The sequence below is a fragment of the Thermocrinis minervae genome (genome assembly GCF_900142435.1).
Taxonomy (GTDB): domain Bacteria; phylum Aquificota; class Aquificia; order Aquificales; family Aquificaceae; genus Thermocrinis_A; species Thermocrinis_A minervae.
The window spans coordinates 1,319,678-1,341,382 of the sequence record NZ_LT670846.1; the positions used below are offsets into that span (position 1 = coordinate 1,319,678).

General features: G+C 45.3%; 22 protein-coding genes, 1 tRNA gene and 1 CRISPR repeat array. Of the genes, 11 read left to right on the forward strand and 12 right to left on the reverse strand.

The window, feature by feature from the left end:
- Positions 1-2: 2 nt before the first annotated feature.
- From B5444_RS07395 to B5444_RS07405, 3 genes are read left to right on the forward strand one after another with little or no spacing between them, the layout of a single operon-like run.
- A complete protein-coding gene (locus B5444_RS07395) occupies positions 3-974 on the forward strand; it encodes a thiamine pyrophosphate-dependent dehydrogenase E1 component subunit alpha (protein WP_079654570.1) in 972 nt (323 codons plus the stop codon).
- Positions 961-1,935 (forward strand): alpha-ketoacid dehydrogenase subunit beta, encoded by a 975-nt coding sequence (locus B5444_RS07400; protein ID WP_079654571.1) that lies wholly within the window; start codon positions 961-963, stop codon positions 1,933-1,935. The genes B5444_RS07395 and B5444_RS07400 overlap by 14 nt, the downstream gene beginning before the upstream one ends.
- Positions 1,925-3,169 carry a dihydrolipoamide acetyltransferase family protein gene (locus B5444_RS07405; RefSeq protein ID WP_079654572.1) on the forward strand — a complete coding sequence of 415 codons (1,245 nt, stop codon included), beginning with the start codon at positions 1,925-1,927 and terminating at the stop codon, positions 3,167-3,169. Before B5444_RS07400 ends, B5444_RS07405 begins: the two co-directional genes overlap by 11 nt.
- On the opposite strand, the gene ygfZ is transcribed toward B5444_RS07405, so the two are convergent.
- The 8 genes from ygfZ to secD all read right to left on the reverse strand — a co-directional run bounded on the left by ygfZ (position 3,153) and on the right by secD (position 9,107).
- Positions 3,153-4,103, reverse strand: coding sequence for a CAF17-like 4Fe-4S cluster assembly/insertion protein YgfZ (ygfZ, locus tag B5444_RS07410; RefSeq protein ID WP_079654573.1), 951 nt, complete (start codon positions 4,101-4,103; stop codon positions 3,153-3,155). The genes B5444_RS07405 and ygfZ overlap by 17 nt on opposite strands.
- 19 nt (positions 4,104-4,122) lie before the next feature.
- Positions 4,123-4,195, reverse strand: a tRNA-Pro gene (locus B5444_RS07415).
- The gene (locus B5444_RS07420; protein ID WP_079654574.1) at positions 4,196-4,405 is read right to left on the reverse strand and encodes an AtpZ/AtpI family protein; all 210 of its coding nucleotides are present in this window, start codon (positions 4,403-4,405) and stop codon (positions 4,196-4,198) included.
- Positions 4,395-5,060: an orotidine-5'-phosphate decarboxylase gene (gene pyrF / locus B5444_RS07425; RefSeq protein ID WP_079654575.1), complete on the reverse strand. Its 666-nt coding sequence runs from the start codon at positions 5,058-5,060 to the stop codon at positions 4,395-4,397. The genes B5444_RS07420 and pyrF overlap by 11 nt, the downstream gene beginning before the upstream one ends.
- Entirely contained in the window at positions 5,053-5,667 is a 615-nt protein-coding gene (gene hisH / locus B5444_RS07430; RefSeq protein WP_079654576.1) for an imidazole glycerol phosphate synthase subunit HisH, read from the reverse strand. Before hisH ends, pyrF begins: the two co-directional genes overlap by 8 nt.
- Positions 5,667-6,500, reverse strand: coding sequence for a cytochrome c biogenesis CcdA family protein (locus B5444_RS07435; RefSeq protein ID WP_079654577.1), 834 nt, complete (start codon positions 6,498-6,500; stop codon positions 5,667-5,669). The genes hisH and B5444_RS07435 overlap by 1 nt, the downstream gene beginning before the upstream one ends.
- Positions 6,493-7,611 carry an aspartate aminotransferase family protein gene (locus tag B5444_RS07440; protein ID WP_231967113.1) on the reverse strand — a complete coding sequence of 373 codons (1,119 nt, stop codon included), beginning with the start codon at positions 7,609-7,611 and terminating at the stop codon, positions 6,493-6,495. The genes B5444_RS07435 and B5444_RS07440 overlap by 8 nt, the downstream gene beginning before the upstream one ends.
- Positions 7,612-7,619: 8 nt before the next feature.
- Complete coding sequence (gene secD, locus B5444_RS07445) at positions 7,620-9,107, reverse strand: protein translocase subunit SecD (RefSeq protein ID WP_079654579.1); 1,488 nt, start codon at positions 9,105-9,107, stop codon at positions 7,620-7,622.
- A 19-nt stretch (positions 9,108-9,126) separates the two neighbouring features.
- Between secD and B5444_RS07450 the strand changes: the two genes are divergently transcribed.
- Positions 9,127-9,759 (forward strand): class I SAM-dependent methyltransferase, encoded by a 633-nt coding sequence (locus B5444_RS07450; protein WP_079654580.1) that lies wholly within the window; start codon positions 9,127-9,129, stop codon positions 9,757-9,759.
- Here B5444_RS07450 and B5444_RS07455 read toward each other — a convergent pair.
- Together B5444_RS07455 and B5444_RS07460 are read right to left on the reverse strand one after the other, a co-directional pair.
- The gene (locus tag B5444_RS07455; RefSeq protein WP_079654581.1) at positions 9,756-10,490 is read right to left on the reverse strand and encodes a ferredoxin reductase; all 735 of its coding nucleotides are present in this window, start codon (positions 10,488-10,490) and stop codon (positions 9,756-9,758) included. The two genes, B5444_RS07450 and B5444_RS07455, sit on opposite strands and share 4 nt — an antisense overlap.
- A 3-nt stretch (positions 10,491-10,493) precedes the next feature.
- The gene (locus B5444_RS07460) at positions 10,494-11,282 is read right to left on the reverse strand and encodes a glycosyltransferase family 9 protein (protein ID WP_079654582.1); all 789 of its coding nucleotides are present in this window, start codon (positions 11,280-11,282) and stop codon (positions 10,494-10,496) included.
- A 59-nt stretch (positions 11,283-11,341) separates the two neighbouring features.
- Positions 11,342-11,767: a CRISPR direct-repeat array (repeat unit 29 nt; unit sequence CTTTCAACTCCACCAGGAAGATTAGAAAC).
- 532 nt (positions 11,768-12,299) lie between these two features.
- On the opposite strand from B5444_RS07460, the gene B5444_RS07465 reads away from it, so the two are divergent.
- From B5444_RS07465 to B5444_RS07485, 5 genes are read left to right on the forward strand one after another with little or no spacing between them, the layout of a single operon-like run.
- Positions 12,300-14,594 carry a DNA gyrase/topoisomerase IV subunit A gene (locus tag B5444_RS07465; RefSeq protein ID WP_079654583.1) on the forward strand — a complete coding sequence of 765 codons (2,295 nt, stop codon included), beginning with the start codon at positions 12,300-12,302 and terminating at the stop codon, positions 14,592-14,594.
- A complete protein-coding gene (gene serS / locus B5444_RS07470) occupies positions 14,591-15,862 on the forward strand; it encodes a serine--tRNA ligase (protein WP_079654584.1) in 1,272 nt (423 codons plus the stop codon). The genes B5444_RS07465 and serS overlap by 4 nt, the downstream gene beginning before the upstream one ends.
- Positions 15,863-15,865: 3 nt before the next feature.
- A complete protein-coding gene (locus B5444_RS07475) occupies positions 15,866-16,558 on the forward strand; it encodes a biotin--[acetyl-CoA-carboxylase] ligase (RefSeq protein ID WP_079654585.1) in 693 nt (230 codons plus the stop codon).
- A 9-nt stretch (positions 16,559-16,567) separates the two neighbouring features.
- Positions 16,568-17,725 (forward strand): bifunctional phosphopantothenoylcysteine decarboxylase/phosphopantothenate--cysteine ligase CoaBC, encoded by a 1,158-nt coding sequence (coaBC, locus tag B5444_RS07480; RefSeq protein WP_079654586.1) that lies wholly within the window; start codon positions 16,568-16,570, stop codon positions 17,723-17,725.
- Positions 17,726-17,727: 2 nt separating this feature from the next.
- Positions 17,728-18,135 carry an NUDIX hydrolase gene (locus B5444_RS07485; RefSeq protein WP_079654587.1) on the forward strand — a complete coding sequence of 136 codons (408 nt, stop codon included), beginning with the start codon at positions 17,728-17,730 and terminating at the stop codon, positions 18,133-18,135.
- On the opposite strand, the gene tsaD is transcribed toward B5444_RS07485, so the two are convergent.
- Together tsaD and B5444_RS07495 are read right to left on the reverse strand one after the other, a co-directional pair.
- Positions 18,103-19,110, reverse strand: coding sequence for a tRNA (adenosine(37)-N6)-threonylcarbamoyltransferase complex transferase subunit TsaD (gene tsaD, locus B5444_RS07490; protein WP_079654588.1), 1,008 nt, complete (start codon positions 19,108-19,110; stop codon positions 18,103-18,105). The genes B5444_RS07485 and tsaD overlap by 33 nt on opposite strands.
- Before the next feature lie 3 nt (positions 19,111-19,113).
- Positions 19,114-20,358, reverse strand: coding sequence for a S41 family peptidase (locus B5444_RS07495; protein ID WP_079654589.1), 1,245 nt, complete (start codon positions 20,356-20,358; stop codon positions 19,114-19,116).
- A 57-nt stretch (positions 20,359-20,415) separates the two neighbouring features.
- On the opposite strand from B5444_RS07495, the gene B5444_RS07500 reads away from it, so the two are divergent.
- A complete protein-coding gene (locus tag B5444_RS07500) occupies positions 20,416-21,036 on the forward strand; it encodes a segregation/condensation protein A (RefSeq protein WP_079654590.1) in 621 nt (206 codons plus the stop codon).
- A complete protein-coding gene (locus B5444_RS07505) occupies positions 21,026-21,682 on the forward strand; it encodes a class I SAM-dependent methyltransferase (protein ID WP_079654591.1) in 657 nt (218 codons plus the stop codon). The genes B5444_RS07500 and B5444_RS07505 overlap by 11 nt, the downstream gene beginning before the upstream one ends.
- Positions 21,683-21,705 lie beyond the last annotated feature (23 nt).

Here is a 21,705-nt window from a genome sequence, read left to right on the forward strand (position 1 = left end):
GCATGAGTCAACTTTTGGCCGAAAAGTTTTATTTTCTTATGAAGCTTGGGAGGGAGTTTGAACTCAGGGCAAAGGAAAAGTACCTAAAAGGAAACATATCGGGCTTCCTACACCTAGACATAGGACAAGAGGCTGTGAGCGTCGGGGCTGTCATTGGTTTTGGTAAGGGAGATCTTTTCTGTCCTTACAGAGAACACGTGCTTGCTTTGGCTAGAGGTATGGATCCTAAGCTGATAATGGCAGAACTATTCGGCAAGGTCACAGGTGTATCAAAGGGGAAAGGTGGATCCATGCATCTGTACGAGCCCAAGCTTGACTTCTACGGTGGGAACGCTATAGTGGGTGCTCATCTTCCACACGCTGTAGGTGCTGCATACGCAAGGAAGGTTAGGGGTGAAAAGGCTGGAGTCTTAGCTATCTTTGGAGATGGTGCTACAAACGGTGGGAGCTTCTTTGAGTCCATAAACCTAGCCACAGTCTGGGAAGTACCTGTCCTTTTCCTATGCGTGAACAACTTTTATGCCATAGGTACGAGGATAGAAAGGGTATCCGCTTTTAAAGACACCTACCTCAAGGTAAAAGACTACATGCCTGCTGTTCAAGTGGATGGTATGGACGTGTTTGCCGTTTACGAAGCAGTGGTAAAGGCTAAAGAGTACATACAGGAGCATTCAAAGCCTTACTACATAGAGGCCATAACCTACAGGTTTGAAGGTCACTCCATGGCTGACAAACCCGATTACAGACCACCGAGGGAAGTGGAGATGTTCAGAAGGAGGGATCCCATAGAGCTGCTTAGGCAGAAAGCTTTGCAGATGGGATGGCTCACAGAAGAGCAGATAAACATCATAGACAGGAGGGTAGAACAGATAGTAGAAGAGGCTGTAGAGTTTGCCTTGAACTCTCCAGACCCAGATGTAGAGGAGCTTTACAGGGACGTATACTGCGGGGTGTGTGCTGATGCTCTACCGTGATGCTTTAAACCTTGCCCTTGACCACGCTATGGAAAAGGACCCTACGGTGGTCATCTTAGGGGAGGATGTGGGCTTTTATGGAGGAAACTACAAGGTAACAGAAGGACTTTATGCCAAGTACGGGGACAAGAGAGTTATAGACACTCCCATAGCGGAGAATTCTATAGTGGGCACGGCCATAGGCATGGCTACGGTAGGTCTAAGGCCAGTGGCCGAGATAATGACAGCCAACTTCGCCATGCTAGCCATGGACCAGATAGTCAACAACATGGCGAAGATAAGGTACATGAGCGGTGGTAAGATAGCCTTACCTATAGTGGTACGCATGCCTCAGGGTGCGGCTAAACAGCTAGCAGCTCAACACTCTCAAAGCTTGGAGCACATGTTTGCATCCGTCCCAGGTCTTTATGTCTTTTGTGCCTCGGATTCCATAAGCGCCTACCATGGGCTTCTGTACGCCATAAGGCTTGACGATCCTGTCATATTCCTTGAGCATCCACTCCTTTATCCTATGGACTTTCCCTTTGAGTACGTCAAAGACTTTGATCCTTTCAAGGTAAGAAGGATCAAAGAAGGCAAGGACGTGACCATAGTGTCTTATCTAAAGATGGTGCACGACGTTATGGCGGCGGTAGATGAGCTCGAAAAAGAAGGCATCTCCTGTGAAGTCCTAGATCTTGTATCCTTAAGACCTATAGACTTTGAGGGTATATACGAATCGGTAAGGAAGACAAAAAGGCTTGTGGTAGTTTACGAAGCACCAAAGACTTTAGGGCTTGGAGCGGAGATATCTGCAAGAGTTAGTGAAGAGCTCTTCTACTACCTGGATGCTCCACCCTTGAGGGTAGCCGGTGAGGATGTTCCCATACCCTACAACAGGAAGCTAGAGCTTATGGCCATTCCAACACCTGAGAGGATATACAGGGAAATACTACAGTGGAGTAGAAGACATGGACTATGAAATAGTTATGCCTCAGTTTTCGGATACCATGGAAAGGGGCAAGGTGGTAAGGTGGCTAAAAAAGGAGGGTGAGTTTGTACAGAAGGGGGATGTGATAGCTGAAATAGAAGCTGAAAAAGCCGTTATGGAGCTTCAGGCCTTCAAGAGCGGCATACTCAAGGCTATCCTTGTTGAGGAGGGTCAAGAGGTAGAGGTAGGAAAACCTATAGCACTGCTGGAGCTAAAAGGAGAGGCAACTCAAGAGAAGGAACCTACGGTCAAGGAAGTTACCAAACAACCCAAAGAAGAAAAACCTGTCTTTGAAAAACCCAAGATAAACGTAGAGAGGTTGGAGCTTCCCAGTGGATTTGCATCACCATACGCCAAGGTTCTAGCGAAGGAATACAACATCAACCTGGAGGAGCTTCAAAAGGAAGGCAGGCTTCCTTCACCTGCGCATGCCAAAGATGTGCAAGAGTTTTTAACAGAGAGGTACTTTACACCCAAGGCTTTAGAGCTCTTAAAAGAATACGAGCTGAACATAAAGGAAGTTCTGGAGGAATTTGGCGAGGTCAAGATAACCGAGGACATGCTTCTGGCCTTCATAGAGAAGAGGGGAATACCCAGAAAAGTTCCCGTATCTAGTGTTCAAAAGGCTCTCATAGCGAACCTTACAAAAAGTGTACTCAGCTTCCCCTATTTTCACATACACGAAGTGTTTGACTTTTCCTTCATACCCAAGATAGAAGGTATTACTCTCACTCACTGGATAGTGAAGATAGTAGGGGACTCCATGCAGGTATTTGAAAGGCTAAGGGCCATATACAGAGAAGATCACTACCTTATCCTTCCTTCATCTAACGTATCAGTGGCTGTGGCAGTGGGAGAAGATCTATACAACCCGGTAGTGAAGTCTGTAGAGAAGAAAAACTTAAGACAGATAGCAAACGAACTAAATCAGCTGAGAAAGAGGGCAGAAGAGAAAAAACTCTCCTTAGAGGAAATACAGGGTGCTACTCTGACTGTCTCAAACCTTGGCATGCTTGGAATAAGATCTTTCGATGCTGTCCTGCCTTACGGACATGCATGCATAGTAGCCGTAGGAGCCATGGACCAAGAGGGTAAAGCACACCTCACCTTTACCTTCAACCACGTTGTGCTTAACGGTTTTACCGCTGCTCTTTTCGTCAAGCATCTAAAGGAAAGGTTTTCAGACAGAGACTATATTAACTTCCTCCTTAGAGAGGTTTCTTAGGACCTAAAAGTAAGGTTCCCGCTTTTGGCTTTGGCTTTTCTTCTTGACACTCGTATACCTTAAGCAGTCTTACCCTTTTGTCTCCAGCTGTGTAGGTAACACCTTCCTTTACCTTTTCTCTCAGTATGTAACCTAAAGCTAAACTACTCTTTGGACTTACAGAGGTTATAAGGCCAACTCTCTGACCTTCTTGGTCTACTATCTCCTGCCCTTCTTGAACACCCTTATCCACCTCAAGCTGAGCCAAAGCTCGTGGAAGCCTTCCCTTGTAGTAGACTCTAGCTATAGCCTCCTGACCCACATAGCAGCCTTTAGTAAAGCTTATGGCAATACCACCAAGGCATGCCTCAAGGGGAGAAAATCCTTCCTTAAGCTCTTTACCTATAGCCGGTATACCTTTGGCTATCCTGAGGTCTTCCAAATCTTCCTCATCTATGTACTGAGCTGGTACCTCTGGAAGGTTCTGACCCATGATTTCATAAGCCTCTTCCTTTATCCTAAGGTCATTCCTGGCCACTATAAGATTGTCTAAAGACTTTAGACTCTGAGGTTCAAGCTCCAGGCCAAAGGTTTCCTTTATGTACTCCCTAGCCCCATTGCCGAAGATAAGCAGATGCTCGTATGGGAGTTTCTCAAAGTATACACGCAGAGAGAGCTTTAGCTTTTCCAACTCTGGGATAAGACTGTTAGGATGTTCATCGGTGTCAAGTATGTAGTAATTTCCGAGCTTGTAGACGAAGAAGTCTCTTATGGGTGAGCCATTCTGCCTTAGCATGAGGTTGTAGGTAAGGGTGCCATCCTTCATAGACTTTATGTCGTTGGTAAGAAGGTTGTGTAAAAAGGCAGTATGTTCCTCAGAAAGGCCCTTACCCAAAACCTTACCCTGGCTTCCAAAGACCTTTATCTTAAACCTCTTTAGCTTTATACCCTTCACGGCTAACCTCCTTTTTTCATCGGGGCGAGGGGACTCGAACCCCCGACCTTCGGCTCCCGAAGCCGACGCTCTACCACCTGAGCCACGCCCCGTCAAAGTCTTTTAAGATCTCTGTAAGCGTTCCTTATACCGGATACTATACCTATGATAAAGAAAAAGATAAGCCCAAAGGGAAAAGTTTTAACCTTGAACAGGCCTTCCATGAGCCATTTGTCAAAGGCATAACCCACCATGAGGCCCGCTATCACTCCCCCCGCTAGGTTAAAACCCACCGTCAAGGCCAAAAAGTCTTTACCTTTCATGGAGTATCTCCAGAGCTCTGTCTATCCTTCTTAGGTTCTCCAGGAGAGACCTACCCATCACTACCATGTCCACCACACCTTTAGGCAGGTCCTCCAAGAACAAGACCCTCTTCTGGTCCTGCACCTCATCACCCCTGAACCTTACTCCAGGGACTACCACAAAGGCATGCGGGAAGAGATCCTTTATCTTAGGAGCTTCAAGACCAGAGCATACCACACCGTCAATACCCTCAGACATACCTAAAGATACAAGTCTAACCACTTCCTCTTCTAAGCTGCTGCAAAAGCCAAGATCCTCGAGGTCTTCCTCTGTGAGGCTAGTGAGCACGCTGACACCCAGGAGCTTTGTGTTTCCCTTTACCTTTACAGCTTCCCTCAAGGCCTGTTTTCCAGAGAGTATATGCAGTGTAAGGTAGTCAGCTCCAAGGTCCCTGGCAGACAGTACACCTTCTTTGACCGTGTTGGGAATGTCATGAAGCTTTAAGTCAAGAAAGAGTTCAAAGCCTAGCTCTTTGACAAGATCCGTTATGGCCCTATGATGGGAGATGAAGAGTTTGTAACCTACCTTGATCACTAGAGGGTAGCCCTTCAGACTAAAGAGGACTTCCTTGGCCTTTTCAGAAGGAAGGTCCAAAGCTAAGCAAAGCTTAGCCATTTAGAACTACCCTTTTGAAGTTCTCCAAGAGTTTTAGACCTGCCTTTTGGCTTTTTTCCGGATGGAACTGCACCGAGAATATGTTTTCATACTCTATAGCAGACACGAAATCTATACCGTAGTCTGTGGTACCCACGACTATGCTCATGTCTTTTGGGAGAACGTGGTAAGAGTGGACAAAGTAAAAGTACTCTCCATCCTTGATGTCTTCCAAGAGCTTAGACTCCCTCTTCTTCCAGACCTGGTTCCAACCTATGTGAGGTACCTTTACCTTCGTGGGCAGGAGCACCACCTCACCCTCAAACACACCAAGACCCCTTTCCTCTCCAAACTCGTAGCTCCTCTCAAACAGAAGCTGATGCCCCAGACACACGCCTAAAAAGGGCCTTCCAGATTCTATGAACCTGAGTATCTCATCCCAGAGGGACAGAGCCTTTAGGTTCCTTACTGCATCCCTAAAGGCACCAACCCCGGGCAGTACCAAAGCTCTCGCCTTCCTGATGACATCGCTGTCCTGGGTAATGACTACGTTAAGACCTACGTGCTCAAGTGCCTTGGATACGCTCCTTAGGTTGCCCATGAAGTAGTCTACTATCGCCACGAACATCATGCACCCAGGAGAGTAGAGATTTCGGCGAGTTTACCGCTTGCAAGCAGGTAGCCCAAAAGGACCAGGAGCAGACCGCCTATCACCTCAACGGCATGGAAGAACCTGCTGAACTTCTTTATGAACTCCAGGAAGATGGACAAGAAAGCTCCTCCTACCACAAAAGGTATACCTAGGCCCAGGGAATAAAAGAAGAGGAGGCTTGCACCTTTCAAAGCCGTTTCCTGCTGGCTTGCGTACAAGAGTATGGTGCCAAGCACGGGGCCTATACACGGGCTCCAACCGAAGGCAAACAGAAGGCCCATCAGAAAAGCCCCCACAAAGGAAGTGCTGCCCTTCACTTCAACCCTCATCTGCCTGTAGAGAACCTCATGAAGGGAAAAGCTGTAAAGAAAAAAGACCACGCCCACTATACCCAACAGGGTAAAAAGAGTCTCTTGGCTTATCACCTTCAAGAAGTACAAGGACAAGAAGAGAGCAGCTACTCCAAAAAGCTCCATCAGAAAGTTCTTCCGCAGAAAGACTCCGGCAAAGTGAAGACCAAAGAAAACCACAACACCACCGCCCACCTTTACCACTAAGTCTTGGTAGTCCCTGAAGGACTGTCCCAGAAGGGTAGCACCTGCACCCATGAGGGTAAAGGCTATAGAAAAGCCCATCACGAACAGGAGCGCCGACAGGAATACAGGAAAGTTAAAGCCCTTTGTCTCCTTTTGAGAGGCTCCTACCCCTGAAAGGTAAGAAAGGTAGCCCGGTACTATGGGAAGCACACACGGAGAAAGGAAGGACAGAAGACCACCCAAGAAGGCACCTATAAGGGAAATATCACTCATGTATAATCCTCCCCAGCACTTCCATTGCTTCGTCCACGTGTTCCTCCCTTATTATCAAGGGAGGTAAGAGCCTTATAACACTGCCTGCCGTGCAGTTAACAACCAGACCCATCTTTAGCGCCTTTTCTACAATATGTGTACAATCTCTTCCCAGTTCAAGACCCCACATGAGACCCTTCCCCCTAAGCTCTTTGACCTCCAGCTCCCTTAACCTCATCTCCAGGTAGCTACCTACCCTTTGTATCTGAGGCAGTAGGTCTATCACCTTCCTGACCACCACCGAAGCAGCCTTGCATGCCAACGGATTGCCGCCGAAGGTAGAGCCATGGGAACCAGGTACGAAGGCCTTGGCCACTTCACCCGAGGCTATAAGGGCACCTATGGGCACTCCACCACCCAAGCCCTTTGCAAGAGTTACTATGTCTGGCTTTATGGGATAATGTTCGTAGGCGTAAAACCTTCCAGTCCTTCCTACACCCGTCTGTACTTCATCCACTATAAGTAGAAGACCTTCCTTTTTGCAGAGTTCTCCAACCTTACCCAAAAACTCCTCCGTGGCTGGGTTTACACCGCCTTCACCCTGGATAACCTCAAGCATGATGCCAGCCGTATCCTTCTTTAGAGCTTTGAGCACTGAGTCAAAGTTGTTGAGTTCTGCATAGTCAAAACCCTCTAAGAGAGGCTCAAAACCCTTATGTATCTTCTCTTGCGCTGTGGCAGACATACTTCCGTAAGTCCTTCCATGAAAACCTTTGTAGAAGGTAATGATCCTGTACCTCTTTCCGTCGAAGTACTTCCTTGCGAGCTTTATGGCTCCTTCGTTAGCTTCTGTACCGCTGTTGGCAAAGAAGACCTTACCTCCCTTATCCCAGAACCTGTCTATCAGGAGCCCTGCCAGCTCTTCTTGCCAGGGATTTTCAAAGAGGTTAGACACGTGAAGGAGTTCCTTTGCCTGCTGGCATATAGCATGCACAAGGTCCGGATCCGAATACCCTAGAGAGTTTACAGCTATGCCAGAGAGGAAATCCAAGTACCTCCTACCCTGCTCATCGTAGAGGTATACTCCCTCACCCCTTACAAACTTAACAGGCAGCCTTTTATAGGTGTTCATAAGGTAACTCATAGCTTAAAGAGCCTTAGCTTATGCAGCACTTCCAGGAAGAACTTGGCATAGTAAACGTTGGATATGAAGGAGGCTATAGTTCCAAGGGTGAGGGTCGTGGCAAAACCTTTTACAGGACCACTTCCAAACTGGAAGAGTATTAGAGCTGCCACCAACAGTGTTATGTGCGTATCCCATACAGCTCCAAGTGTCCGCCTGTAGCCTAGTTCTATAGCCTTCCGTGGGCTGTTTCCTAGCCTTAGCTCTTCCCTTATCCTCTCGTATATGAGTACGTTAGAGTCTACGGCTATGCCCATGTTTAGGATTATGCCTGCTATGCCAGGAAGGGTTAGAGTTGCACCCAGCAGGACAAGAGAACTAAGGAGAAGAAGCACGTTGAAAATTATGCTCACTACAGCACTCACTCCCGTAGTTTTGTACCTAGCTATAAGCAAAGCAAAGAGAAGCATAGAACCTAAAAAGCCTGCCTTCTTGGCTTGCTCTATAGCATCCCTACCCAAAGAAGGTCCTACGACACTCTCTTGGAGGAATTTAACCTCTGTAGGAAGGCTTCCAGACCTTAGCACCAAAGCCAGATCCCTAGCTTCCTCGGGCGTGAACCTCCCCGTTATCTGACCTTTGTCTGAGATCTTGCTCCTTATAACAGGAGCAGACATGACCACACCATCCAAAACTATGGCAAGCCTTTTTCCTATGTTCTTCTCTGTAGCTTCTGCAAAGGCCTTGGCACCTTCAGAGGTAAGCTCAAAGCTCACAGCAGGAGCTCCAAACTCATCTTGGCTCGTGTAGGCAGTCCTTATATCCTTTCCTGTTATGACAGGTGTCTTCTCCACAAGGAACCAAACACCTTCTTTGGAGGGTAAAAGCTCAAGATCCTTAGTAAGTCTCTTCTGTAACTCCTCCTTGGGACCAGAATCTACCACTAGCTTGAGTTCAAGGACCGCCGTCCTACCTATTATGGACTTTGCCCTTTGTATGTCAAGAACTCCTGGTAGTTCTACAAGTATCCTATCCCTACCAAGCTTTGTTATTACAGGCTGGACCACACCAAGCTCGTCTATCCTCCTGCGTAGCACCTCCACCGTCTGAGACACTATGCCGTTTACCAAGTCTTCTTCCTTAGCGTCCTTCAGCCTTAGGAGTATGTTACCATCGCTTACCGTAAGCTCATAATCCCTTAGGTTTTCTTCTAGTACCTTAACCGCCTGTTTTAGCTGATCCTTGTCCAAAAGCTCCACCTTTATACTTTCCTTAGAGGCTGACACATCAAGCACCTTTATACCCTTATCGCTTAGGAGCTTTTCCACATAGCTGGACTGTCTTTCATATAGGTCCTTTATGGCCTTTTGTATGTCTGGTTCCAAGACTATTGAACTTCCACCCTTCAGATCAAGTCCGAGGTTTATGGGTTTTAGGGCGAGCACAATCAGGCAAGCAAACACTAGGGCAAAGAATATACCCAAGTTAAGCCACAGGTTTTTCATCTATCTTATATATTCTACTATGCGTGTTTTTGATGAGTACTCTCAGAAGTACGACGAGTGGTACGAAAAGCCCTTCGGAAGGTCAGCCTTTGAGCTTGAGCTTACCTGCCTAAAAGGACTCTTTGAAGGTGGTTTGTCCCTAGAGGTTGGAGTAGGAAGCGGAAGGTTCGCCCAAGCCCTTGGAATAAGGTACGGAGTGGACACATCCATGGAGCTTCTCAAGATTGCCAGGAGGAGGGGAACGTTTGGCATCTTGGCAAAGGCCGAAGAACTTCCCTTTAAAGAAGGAACCTTTAAGACCGTCCTTATGGTGGTGTCCATCTGCTTTTTTGAAGATCCTATTCAAGCCTTTAAGGAAGCCAGAAGGGTCTTAAAAAGAGAAGGTTCCCTACTTCTAGGCCTTGTCCTCTCAGAAAGTCCTTGGGCAGAGTTTTACAGGAGAAAGTCTCAAGAAGGCCACCCTATATACCAACATGCAAGGTTTTACTCCTACAATGAGCTAAGGTACATGCTGGAAAAAGCCGGTTTTAGGATAGACACGGTAAGGACCACACTCTTTGACGAGCCACAGGATGTTAAACCTGTCAAAGACAGGAGGATAGAGGATGGATATTACCCCGATGGTGGGTTCTTCTGCGTGAGGGCTATCTAATCGTATTTTTCCTTCTTTATCTGGCTTTTGTCCACGGAAAGCTCCAACAGTATTCTTTCCATGTCGTCCACGAATTGAGGAGGTCCACACAGGTAGTATAGGTTTGCAGGAATGTCCTCTACTTCATTCAGTATCATCTGAGTGTTTATCCTTCCCGTGTAACCCTTCCAGTCTTCCGGCCAGGACCTTGTCAACGTATGCACCACCTTTATGTTAGGAAGTTTGTCTAGATCTTCTAACTCCTGTCTATAAATGATCTCTTCGAAGTGAGTGTTTGAATACAAAAGGGTAGCCTTCACATGATGAAGACCCGCAAGAGCTATATGTCTTAGTATGCTCATAAGAGGCACTATACCACTTCCTGCACCGATGAGCACAAGGCTTGTACCCATCTGAGGAACCCAGTAGAACTTTCCATAAGGCCCCTTTATGGTAAACTCATCCCCCACCTTGGTGTGTTCTGTAAGTATCACAGACGCTTTACCGTTAGGTGTCCTCTTTACAGTGAGCTCCAGAACACCCTTCTTTAAGGGTGAGTTAGCTATTGAATAAGCCCTGCGCAAAATCTCTCCAGTGGGTGGATACGGAACCTGGAGCATGACATACTGTCCAGGATAAAAGTCAAAGTCTATCCCCTGAAGGTCAAAAACCAACGTCTTTGTGGTAGGTGTCTCGGTTATTATCTGTTTGATTTTTGCCCTAAACTCTACTACAGGCTTTTTTTCTTCCATCCTTTAAAAAGTATAACTGTTAAAGTAATAAAGGAACCTATCAAGCAACATGTTTACGTCCAAGCATTCCCTTGCTTCACATACGTTAGGAAAGCATGGAGAACACTCAAGGTTTAGACTTATCTGAAAGACCCTTTTACCTATTGGCCTCCATACTATAGGATCTGTAGGCCCATAGAAGATAAAGGTTGGTACACCCAAGTAGGCCGAAAGGTGAGAAATACCGCTGTCTAACCCTACAAAAAGCTTGGCAGCTTTTAGAGCTTTAGCTATCTCCACCAAGTTTAGACTCTCCCAGAAGTTGCTAACGTAGCCCTTTAGCCACTGGTCCGCTTCTCCTACAAAGTAGACAACCTTGTAGCCTTTTCTCTTGAGAACTTCCTCTACACTCAAAAAGAGTTCAAGCTTTGGGTTTTTCTTCCATGAACCACTTGAAGGATGAAGAACCGCCACACCTTCTAACGGACCACCCTTTGAAGCCTGTATGGGTAACTCTTGAGAGAAATCCTCCTTTAGTCCTAAGCTTTCCAGGTAGTGCTGAACTATCCAAATCCTCTTTTCGGGAAAAGGCTTTACGTTACCCTCGTAGGAAATTATTACCCTTTCTCCGTCCCACGGTGGGAGCTCAGACAGAACTAAATCAGCCCAACCTACTTCTTCAGCAAGCCTGTAATAGTCCGTGTTTCCAACTGCCACCACTCTATAACCCTTCTTATTGAAGATCTCAAGCAGAGGGAATACAAGGAGTGTATCTCCAAGACCCCCGCGCCTGTAGATGAGTACAGATCTCATGAGTATTTATTTTTTTTCTTCCAAATTTTGATGCATGATCCTACAAACTGCTTTTATTCCTTTTAACTCCACCAGGAAGATTAGAAACTATTCAATTATGTGACTAAGTATGTTGAGAAAAATGACTTTCAACTCCACCAGGAAGATTAGAAACCTAACATCAAACTACCAAAGTAAATACTGAAAGCTTGCTTTCAACTCCACCAGGAAGATTAGAAACGATCCTGGTTTCCTTGTCTTTAAGCATATCAGCCACCTTTCAACTCCACCAGGAAGATTAGAAACATGGCCTAGTTGGTGCGGTGTCTACACACACCTTTACACTTTCAACTCCACCAGGAAGATTAGAAACGTTCTATATAGGAATTAACGATACTGACGTAATTGAATCTTTCAACTCCACCAGGAAGATTAGAAACAATTTTTAAGTTACATTTAGAATTATGAAAAACTTCACTTTCAACTCCACCAGGAAGATTAGAAACCTCAACCTTACCTATCTATCTATTATACACACTTCAAAGATTCTGTCAAGGGGGTACCCCCCTCAAATGAAGGTGCATTTCCGGAAACCGCCAGTGGGCCAGAAGGACCCTCAAAAACAGCACTTTCACCCTTCTAAAGTCATTGAGTATCAAGTCTCAGAAATGCATAAACATGAGAAATCCAGATATCTAAAAATTTAAAAATAAAGACTCTCCATACCCTTCACAAGTCCTTGATTTTCAAGCTTTTTAAAAGATACACGTCAGTTTTAGACACCCATAAAGTCAAAAAGTGTAAAAATTGCGTTTTTCCAAAAGTATTCCCAAAAGTACCCCTACAAAACCCCTGTACTACAAACACCAGAAAGGCAAGAAATCAAAGAGCAGTTTTTACTTGGTATAAAGGTGAACTTTTTCGTTTTCTGCTCCAAAGACCCCACTGATCCTGGTGATTTCCAAAGACTTGAGAAGGGTAAAGTTTAAAGAACCACTCTAAAAAATCCCCTAAGCTAGTGTTGTATACTTTTACACTATGGAAATCATAGAAGTTCCAATAGAAGAAGAAGTAAAACAGGCATACATAGATTACGCTATGTCCGTAATAGTGGGCAGGGCCATCCCAGATGTGAGGGATGGTCTTAAGCCCGTTCAGAGAAGAATACTCTACTCCATGTGGCAAATGGGACTCTTACCCAATAAAAACTTTGTCAAGAGTGCTAGGATAGTAGGTACTGTTCTTGGTTACTACCACCCTCACGGAGACCAAGCAGTTTATGAAGCCCTTGTGAGAATGGCACAAGACTTTAACATGCGCTATCCGTTGATAATAGGACAAGGAAACTTTGGTTCCATAGATGGTGATCCACCGGCAGCCATGAGGTACACAGAAGCAAAGCTTTCACAGGCTGCCCTCTACATGTTAGAGGAATTAGAAGAGGATACAGTAGACTTTGTTCTTAACTTTGACGGAACCACCACCGAGCCAGAGGTATTACCTTCTAAGTTTCCGAACCTTCTCTGCAATGGAACCATAGGTATAGCTGTAGGGTTGGCTACATCCATACCACCCCACAATTTAAGAGAGGTAGCCCAAGCACTCATAGAACTGGCAAAAGACCCACAGATAACTACTCAAAAGATAATGGAGTACATAAAGGCTCCCGACTTTCCCACAGGTGGTATAGTGGAAAACAGAGATGAGCTTTTAGAGTATTACGAGAAGGGTAAGGGATACGTCCGTGTAAGGGCAAAGATGCACGTGGAGAAGGTTCATGGAGGAAGGGAAAGGATAGTGATAACTGAAATACCATACCAAGTGAACAAGGCAGAACTCATAAAAAGAATAGCCGAGTTGGTTAGAGAAGGCAAGATAAAGGAAATATCGGACATAAGGGATGAGTCCGATAAGGAAGGTATCAGCATAGTGATAGAGTTAAAAAAGGATGCAGATTCTCAAAAGGTTATAGAAAAACTTCTAAAGAACACAGCCCTAAGGAAGAACTTTCCGCTGAACTTTGTAGTGCTTGTTGACGGAGAACCGAAGCAAGTAGGCATAAAGGAACTCCTTCAGGAGTTTTTGCGCCACAGACTTGATGTCATCCTTCGCAGGTCCAAGTATCACCTCAAACATACGAGAGAAAGGCTTCACGTGGTGGAAGGCTTGCTTGTAGCCCTCCAGAACATAGACAACGTAATACAGGACATAAGGTCTTCCAAAGACACACAGGAAGCAAGAGAAAAACTCACAAAGAAGTACAACCTAACGGCTACGCAGGCAAACGCAGTACTAGACATGAGGCTGCAAAGGCTTACCTCTTTAGAAAGGGATAAGCTAGAAAAAGAAAGAGAAGAGCTAAAGAGCAAAGAAGAGTATTACCAAAAACTGGTAACATCTGAAGAAGAAAGGATAAAAGTCTTCATAGAGGAGATGGAAGCCCTCATAAAGGAGTTTCCTTCACCTAGAAAAACATTTGTGGAAGGTTTGGAGGGTAAGCATAAGAGTGAAAGCCTTGTGGTGGTCATCTACGCAGACGGTCAGATTCTACCTTTAGAGAACATACAAGAAGAAAAAGAAGTGGTAAACATCCTCTCTGTTCCCGTAGATGATGTTCTTTTCTTAGTTTCCAACATGGGTAGGGTATACTGGGTGGCTGGAACTCAAGCATTACAAGGCAGTAGAGTAAGCTTAAAGGATCCTGATGAGGTCATAGTGGGTGGATTCTTAAGGTCTTCGGCTCAAGACAGGCTCATAATAGCTACTGCCAATGGTTACATAAAGAAGATACCCTTGGCAGACTTTGAGTTTAAAGCTCAGGGAGTTTCTATAATAAAGCTCTCTGACGAGAAAGACAGAGTAGTGAAGATACTCCAATCACCAGAAGAAGGACACCTGCTCATATACACACATAGGGGCAAAGTCCTCAGGATAAACATATCGGACATACCACCAGCCGGAGTGGGTTCTAGAGGTGTCATAGGCATAAAGCTGGAAGACAAAGATGCTGTCAAGGGCATAAGAGCATTAAAAGATGAAGAGTACCTGCTTATAGTAACTGCAAAGGGAGGAGTTAAGAAGATAAGCCAAAGGGAAATACCCTTACGGACAAGGGGAACGAAAGGAGTATCTGTTATCTCAAGGCTTGACTCCCTCGTAGATATCATACCCGTAAGGGACGCTGTAGAGCTTATGGTGATAACCCAATCTGGAAAGGTCTTCTACGATAGAATATTCCAAAAAGACATGCTTTTGAGCAAGGTAGATGATCCAGCCAAGAAAAGGTGGCAGATGGAGCAAGGAGATAGCATAGTAAGAGTCGTGGTCAAATGATAGACATAGAGCTAATAAGAAAAAGGCCAGAATTTGTCAAAGAAAGGCTTTCGCTCAGGGACAAGGAGTATACAAAGCTAGTAGACGAAGTCTTAGAGAAAGACAAAGAACGCAGGTCCCTGATACAAAAGATAGAAAACCTAAGAGCAGAGAGGAATACTAAAAGCAAACAGATAGGGCAACTAAAGAAGGAAGGCAAGGACACTACCCAGCTAGAAGCAGAGGTAAAAGCCATAAAGGAGACTCTAGACAGCCTTGAAGCAGAGCTTAGCCAGGTTGAAGAACATTTAAAAGACATCCTTCTGAGAATTCCCAACCTTCCCCATGAAAGCGTGCCCTTTGGAGAGGACGAAAGCCAAAACGTGGAGGTAAGAAGGTGGGGAGAACCCAGAGAGTTTGACTTTGAACCAAAGCCTCACTGGGAAATAGGTGTCAACCTTGGGCTATTGGACTTTGAAAGGGGAGCCAAACTCTCAGGTAGTAGGTTTACAGTCTTTACAGGCCTTGGGGCAAAACTAGAGAGAGCTTTGATAAACTTCATGCTTGACCTTCATACTTCTAAAGGCTACAAAGAGGTCATTCCACCACATTTAGTAAAACCGGAGATACTAATAGGAACAGGCCAGCTTCCCAAGTTTGAAGAAGACCTGTACAAGTGTGAAAGAGACAACCTTTACCTTATACCAACTGCAGAAGTACCCCTTACTAACCTTTACGCTGGTGAGATCCTAAAAGAAGAAGACCTTCCCATATACCTTACTGCGTACACACCTTGCTACCGGAGAGAGGCTGGAGCTTACGGCAAGGACATAAGGGGCATCATACGCCAACACCAGTTTGACAAAGTAGAACTAGTCAAGATAGTAAAGCCAGAAGACTCTTACGAAGAGCTAGAAAAGCTTGTGTCCGATGCGGAAGAAGTACTAAAGCTCCTAGGCTTACCCTACAGAGTTGTACTTCTCTGTACAGGGGACCTAGGCTTTTCCTCTGCAAAGACCTACGACATAGAAGTCTGGTTCCCATCCCAAGGCAAATACAGGGAGATATCCTCTTGCTCCAACTGCGAAGACTTCCAAGCCCGTAGGATGAACACCAGGTACATGGACAAAAACAAAAAGCTAAGGTACGTACACACGCTAAACGGCTCTGGACTAGCTGTGGGTAGAACTCTAGCCGCCATACTGGAAAACTATCAGCAAGAAGATGGCTCCGTAGTAGTTCCAGAGGTTCTAAGGGACTACCTTAAGACAGATGTCATAAAGCCCTAAACCATGGGTTTTGACTACCTCGTATGGTTGGAAGAGGTAGACTCCACCCAAGATGTACTCAAGAGTTTTGAGTTTCCCTTTGGTACAGTAGTGGTGGCCAAACGTCAAAGAAAAGGTAGGGGAAGGCAGGGTAGAGAATGGCACTCCCAAGAGGGTGGCCTATACTTTTCCTTCCTTCTAAACTCGGAAGAGTTTAAGGAAGTCCCTCCCCTCCCCTTAGTGATAGGCTTGGCCGTATGCAACTACCTTATAGAGTTAGGTTTCTATCCCTCCATAAAGTGGGTGAACGATGTGTACCTAAAAGGTAAGAAGGTATGCGGCGTGCTTGTAGAAAAACAGAAGGAAAAACTTATCTGCGGTGTTGGCTTTAACGTAAATCAGGAAACGCTTCCACCCGAAGCCATATCCCTTTACATGGTAGATGGTGTAAAGAGGGACTTAAGGAAAACACTAAGCAGCCTGCTCGATCACATAGACAAAAGCCTTGAAGAGTTCAAAAGCTCCGGCTTTTCTCCTTTCAAGGATAGGATAGAAGAAAGGCTCATGTTCTTAGGTCAAGAGGTGATCCTTATGACAGAACCACCCACCGTGGGTATACTCAAGGGTCTTTCGGAAGATGGAAGCCTTATCCTTCAAACCTCAAAGGGAGATGTAAAGGTAATCTCGGGAGATATAACCCTGAGGCCCTACGTTTAAAATAATCCAATGGCAAGGGTACTTATAGGAGTGTCCTCAAGCATAGCCATATACAAGATCTGCGACCTTGTAAGAGAACTCAAAAAACTCGGACACGACGTTAAAGTTATCATGACACCCTTCTCCGAGAATTTTGTAAGCAGGCTTACCTTTAAGACGCTCACCAACAACAAAGTTTACATAGATTGGTCCGAGGATTCTCTGGCGCACATAAACCTAGCCAGATGGGCAGATGTGTTCCTAATAGCACCATGCAGTGTCAACACTCTATCTAAGATAGCTACAGGTATAGGGGATAACCTGCTTACCACCACAGTTTTAGCTTACGAAAGGCCTTTGCTAATAGCACCTGCCGCCAACGTAGTCATGTACAAAAACCCTATAGTACAAGAACACCTAAAAAGACTCAAAGAGCTAGGACACATAATCATAGAGCCAGAAGAGGGCTTGTTAGCATGCCAAGAGGAAGGGCAGGGAAAGCTTGCCAGCAACCAAAGACTAATAGACTGGATAGAGTACTCCATAAGACCTAAACCTTTGCAGGGTAAGAGGATCCTGATAACGTGTGGTGCCACAAGAGAACACATAGATAGAGTGAGGTTTATCTCCAACGAATCCTCTGGTAAGATGGGATTTTCACTGGCCAGGGTCCTAAGGTGGTATGGGGCCAGCGTCAAAGTGGTAGCTGGCTTTACTACAGCCCAAGAACCACCAGAGGTAGAGATACATAGGGTTTCTTCCTCCGATGAGATGTACAAAAAGGTCCTTGAGCTTTTCCCATGGTCCCATGTGGTTATCATGAACGCAGCCGTGTCAGACTTTAAAGTGCTGGAGTCTTTCCAAGGAAAGATAAAGAAAGGAGAGAAGTTAACCCTAGAGCTTGTCAAAACGGTAGACATCCTTGAAGAGCTAGGAAGGATAAAAGGAGACAGACTCCTCGTAGGGTTTGCCTTAGAGGAAGAAGAAAAACTGCTGGAATACGGGTGGGAGAAGCTAAAGAAGAAAAACCTGGACGTGCTTGTCGCCAATCCCCTCAAGGTTATGGGAAGTGAAGATTTCGTAGGATACGTGCTTTTCAAGGATGGAAGCTACGTATCCATAAAGAGTACAAACAAACTACACGCAGCAGAGGAGCTTGTAAAGATTATACTTAACATAAAGGAGTAAAGATGCAACTCGAGGTTTCAGCAGGTGGTGTTTTGTTTAAGGACGATGAGGTGCTGCTCGTAAAGAATCCTTCCGAAGTTTGGACCTTTCCCAAAGGCCTCATAGAAGAAGGAGAAAGTCCAGAGGAGGCAGCTGTAAGGGAGGTCAAGGAAGAGACAGGAGTCCTTGGCAAGATAGTAACACCCTTGGGTAGTGTAGAGTACTACTACACGAGGGAAGGCCAGAGGATAAAGAAAAAGGTCTACTACTACCTTATGAAGTACGTAGAAGGTGAACCAAAGCCTTCATGGGAGGTCTTGGATGCTCGTTTCTTCCCAAAGCACCAGGTGCTAAATCTACTAAAGTACAAGGGCGATATCTATATATTTAAAAAGGCTCTATTTTCCCCAGACTTTACCAAAGACCTCTAAGGGTATGTTGGGCTCTGGATTTATGTCCTCCGGGGCCACTACACCCTTCTTAAACCTTTCCATACCCGCATAGGCTATCATAAGAGCGTTATCGGTGGACAGCCTTGGGCGTGGTATGTAAACCTCAAGAAGACCCTTATCCTGTAGCAGTCCAAACCTCCTTCTTAGCTCGCTGTTTGCAGAAACTCCACCTACTATAACAACCCTCCTTATACCTGTGAACCTTGAGGCCAAAAGGGTTTTCTCTTCTAGCACGTCCATGATGGCGTCCTGGAAGGATCTGGCCACATCCTCCTTTCTGTAAGAGCCCTTTTCTATAACCTGCCTTACGGCTGTCTTGAGACCACTAAAGGACATGTTCAGAGTATTCTCCTTAAGCATAGGTCTTGGGAAGTTGTAAACGGGCTGCCCTTCCTTGGCAAGCCTGTCTATAACAGGACCACCAGGATATCCAAGTCCCATCATCGTGGCCACTTTATCATAGCTCTCGCCCACAGCGTCATCTAGAGTACCACCCAGGAAGGTATACCTGCTAAAACCTTCAACCAGGTAAAGGTCTGTGTGTCCTCCTGACACTATAAGAGCTAGGAAGGGGTAGTCCACAGGTTTTTCCAGGAACACGGAGTATATGTGTCCTTCTAGGTGATGTACTGGCACTAAGGGCTTACCCAGAGCGTAAGAGATAGCCTTAGCAAAAGCAACACCCACCACCAAGGAAAGTATTAGCCCAGGCGTCAGGGTAAAGGAAACAAAGTCCACTTTCTTCAGGTCTACAGGTGAAGTTCTTAAGAGTTCGTCCAGGAGAGGTAGTATGTTTCTAGTGTGTTCTCTGGCGGAAAGTTCAGGAACCACTCCCCCAAAGGAATGATGAACAAGAGCCTGGGAAAGGGTAATCTCCTTACACACCTCACCCGAGTCCGAGTATAAAGCTAAAGACGTCTCGTCGCAGGAGGTTTCCACAGCCAGGGTGATCATAGTTCAAAAGTTGGCTACCTTCTTTTGAACGGCCTTCTGCTTTATGTACTCTATAGCCTTTTTGAGCTGCACGTCCTTTTCTGGTAGGAGGATAATACCCTCAGTAGCGCCTTTCATCCTCTTTTCTCTTATGGCTTCCTGAAGCTTTTCCTCTTCCTCCTGGCTCATGGGCACCACTATGTTTGGTTCTATACCCTTCTTGTGTATGAGCCTACCTGACGGTGTGTAGTAGTAAGCAACAGTAAGCTTTATCGCAGAGCCATCCTCTAAAGGTATTATGTTCTGCACAGATGCCTTCCCAAAGCTCTTCTCACCCATGACTGTGGCAAGCTTGTAATCTTGCAGGGCACCCGTGACTATTTCAGCAGCGCTTGCCGTACCTCTGTTTATGAGAACCACTAGAGGTAAATCCTTAGGATACACGGGATCCTTCGTAGAGAAGTACTTCACATTCTCCTGGTTCCTTCCTTTAGTGTAGACTATGAGCTTACCCCTAGGTACGAATACCTCTGCAACGTTTACAGCCTCAGAAAGAAGCCCACCCGGATCGTTTCTCAGATCAAGTATGATACCACTCACATTCTTCTTTGAAAGTTCCCTGACAGCCTTGCTCACTTCTTTACCGACTCCGTCACTGAACCTAGACAGCCTTATGTAACCCACACCATCTATGGTGGTCCATTGGACGCTCTTGATCTTTATGAGAGTCCTCTCTAAGGTAACCTTTACGGGTTTATCTTGGCCCTTCCTTAGTATGGTAAGCTCTACCTTCGTCCCAGGCTTGCCCCTTATGTTCTTCACAACCTCCATAAGGCTCATGTTGGAGGTGTCTTTGCCGTCAACTTCCAAGATTATGTCCCCTGGCTTTATACCTGCGTTGTAAGCAGGTGTACCCTCTATGGGTGATATGACTATAGGTCTTCCCTTTTCAATGCTTATCTCTATCCCCACACCACCAAACTCTCCTTCTGTCTCCTCCATGAATTCCTTGTACTCATCAGGTGTAAAGAAACTGGAAAAAGGATCCAAAGCCCTCATCATACCGTTGAGAGCACCGTATATTAGATCCTTTATGTTAGGATCCTCTACATAGTTCTGCTTTACTATCTGGAGCACATCAGTAAACAGCTTTATGTACCTGTAAGAATCTTCCTGATTCTTAGAACCTTGTGAAGCACCAGCAGTACCAAGCACAAAGCCCAAACCAAAGGATGTAAGTAAAAGGAGTATTACCCTTAGCTTTTTCATGAAGATTAATAATAAACTAAGGGAAATTACAAGGCAAGGGTGGTATACTTTTAGCGCATGTTTGTAGAGGACCATCCCTTTGCTCTAGCATACAAACTTGTAAGGGAAGGCAAGCTAGACCCCTGGAAGGTGGACATAGTAGAGTTAGCAAACGCTTACTTAGATTACATAAGACAGGCAGAACTTTTGGAGCTTAGCATACCCGCAAGGGCCATACTGGCCGCTTCTTTCCTTCTAAGGAAGAAGATGGAAGTACTCTTCCCACCATCCCCCAGAAAAGTAGAGAGAAAAAGACATTACACGCTCCAAGAACTTGTGGAACTCTTTCAGGAGGAGTATCCAGAAGTTATTGAAGAGTCTAAGGAAGACATGCAAAAAAAACTCAAAAATATCAGAAACTCTACGCATACTCTGGCAGTCAAGGTTCAAAGAAGTCAGAGAAAAGAGAAGCAGGAAAGAGTGGTACCCTTACACGTATCTAGCTTTGAAGACGCCCTAAAGGAATTACTTGAAGTCCTAAAAGAAAAGAAGAATGTCTATCTTTCTAACCTTGTAAACGGTAAGAGTATCGCTCCTTACCTTCTTGCTGCTATGACTCTTTACTATGATGGAAAGATTAACCTCTACCAAGAAAAGCCTTACTCTGACATACTCTTGGAGGTTACCGATGGTCAGTAAAAGAGTCATATCCGATGTGTTTAACAAGGTAAGCGAAAAGTACGACATTTTTCTAGATCTAGTAACCCTTGGACTTATAAACAGATGGCAGAAGACACTGATCTCCATGCTGAGCGAAGAAGGCAACAGATTGGACATAGGAACAGGAACAGGAGAGGTCCTTGTAAAGTCTAACAACAGGGGTCTAAAGGTAGGCATAGACTTGGCCAAGGGCATGCTAATCAAAGCAAAGAAAAAATGCAAAGAATGCTACTTTGTCCTCGCAGATGCCGAAAACCTGCCCTTCAAAGAAGGCTCTTTTAACACTATAACCTTGTCTCTTGTTTATCGCCATCTTTTGAACAAAGAGGCTTTCCTTTCAGAAGCTAACAGGGTACTAAAACCAGGGGGACAGATAGGAATCCTGGACTTGAGTAAGAGCAAGATGACCTATCCCCTTTTTATTCTCTTTAAGTACATACTAAAACCTTTGGGTGTACTGCTTTTTGGACCTGACAAGTGGGAGTTTTTCGTGCATTCTATAGAAAACAGCTTATCAAAGGAAGAGCTCGCAAGGGAAACGAAAAAGTTTGGTTTTGAGCTTGTAGATTACAAGGAAAGCTTTTTTGGACTGGTAATGTTTGCAGTTTTCAAAAAGCCTTCTTAACACCACCAGAAAGATTAGAAATC

Coding starts and splice junctions, on each gene's coding strand:
- B5444_RS07395 (WP_079654570.1), top strand. CDS start 3: ATGAGTCAACTTTTGGCCGAAAAGTTTTATTTTCTTATGAAGCTTGGG.
- B5444_RS07400 (WP_079654571.1), top strand. CDS start 961: ATGCTCTACCGTGATGCTTTAAACCTTGCCCTTGACCACGCTATGGAA.
- B5444_RS07405 (WP_079654572.1), top strand. CDS start 1,925: ATGGACTATGAAATAGTTATGCCTCAGTTTTCGGATACCATGGAAAGG.
- B5444_RS07420 (WP_079654574.1), bottom strand. CDS start 4,405: ATGAAAGGTAAAGACTTTTTGGCCTTGACGGTGGGTTTTAACCTAGCG.
- pyrF (WP_079654575.1), bottom strand. CDS start 5,060: ATGGCTAAGCTTTGCTTAGCTTTGGACCTTCCTTCTGAAAAGGCCAAG.
- hisH (WP_079654576.1), bottom strand. CDS start 5,667: ATGTTCGTGGCGATAGTAGACTACTTCATGGGCAACCTAAGGAGCGTA.
- B5444_RS07435 (WP_079654577.1), bottom strand. CDS start 6,500: ATGAGTGATATTTCCCTTATAGGTGCCTTCTTGGGTGGTCTTCTGTCC.
- B5444_RS07440 (WP_231967113.1), bottom strand. CDS start 7,611: ATGAACACCTATAAAAGGCTGCCTGTTAAGTTTGTAAGGGGTGAGGGA.
- secD (WP_079654579.1), bottom strand. CDS start 9,107: ATGAAAAACCTGTGGCTTAACTTGGGTATATTCTTTGCCCTAGTGTTT.
- B5444_RS07450 (WP_079654580.1), top strand. CDS start 9,127: ATGCGTGTTTTTGATGAGTACTCTCAGAAGTACGACGAGTGGTACGAA.
- B5444_RS07455 (WP_079654581.1), bottom strand. CDS start 10,490: ATGGAAGAAAAAAAGCCTGTAGTAGAGTTTAGGGCAAAAATCAAACAG.
- B5444_RS07460 (WP_079654582.1), bottom strand. CDS start 11,282: ATGAGATCTGTACTCATCTACAGGCGCGGGGGTCTTGGAGATACACTC.
- B5444_RS07465 (WP_079654583.1), top strand. CDS start 12,300: ATGGAAATCATAGAAGTTCCAATAGAAGAAGAAGTAAAACAGGCATAC.
- serS (WP_079654584.1), top strand. CDS start 14,591: ATGATAGACATAGAGCTAATAAGAAAAAGGCCAGAATTTGTCAAAGAA.
- B5444_RS07475 (WP_079654585.1), top strand. CDS start 15,866: ATGGGTTTTGACTACCTCGTATGGTTGGAAGAGGTAGACTCCACCCAA.
- coaBC (WP_079654586.1), top strand. CDS start 16,568: ATGGCAAGGGTACTTATAGGAGTGTCCTCAAGCATAGCCATATACAAG.
- B5444_RS07485 (WP_079654587.1), top strand. CDS start 17,728: ATGCAACTCGAGGTTTCAGCAGGTGGTGTTTTGTTTAAGGACGATGAG.
- tsaD (WP_079654588.1), bottom strand. CDS start 19,110: ATGATCACCCTGGCTGTGGAAACCTCCTGCGACGAGACGTCTTTAGCT.
- B5444_RS07495 (WP_079654589.1), bottom strand. CDS start 20,358: ATGAAAAAGCTAAGGGTAATACTCCTTTTACTTACATCCTTTGGTTTG.
- B5444_RS07500 (WP_079654590.1), top strand. CDS start 20,416: ATGTTTGTAGAGGACCATCCCTTTGCTCTAGCATACAAACTTGTAAGG.
- B5444_RS07505 (WP_079654591.1), top strand. CDS start 21,026: ATGGTCAGTAAAAGAGTCATATCCGATGTGTTTAACAAGGTAAGCGAA.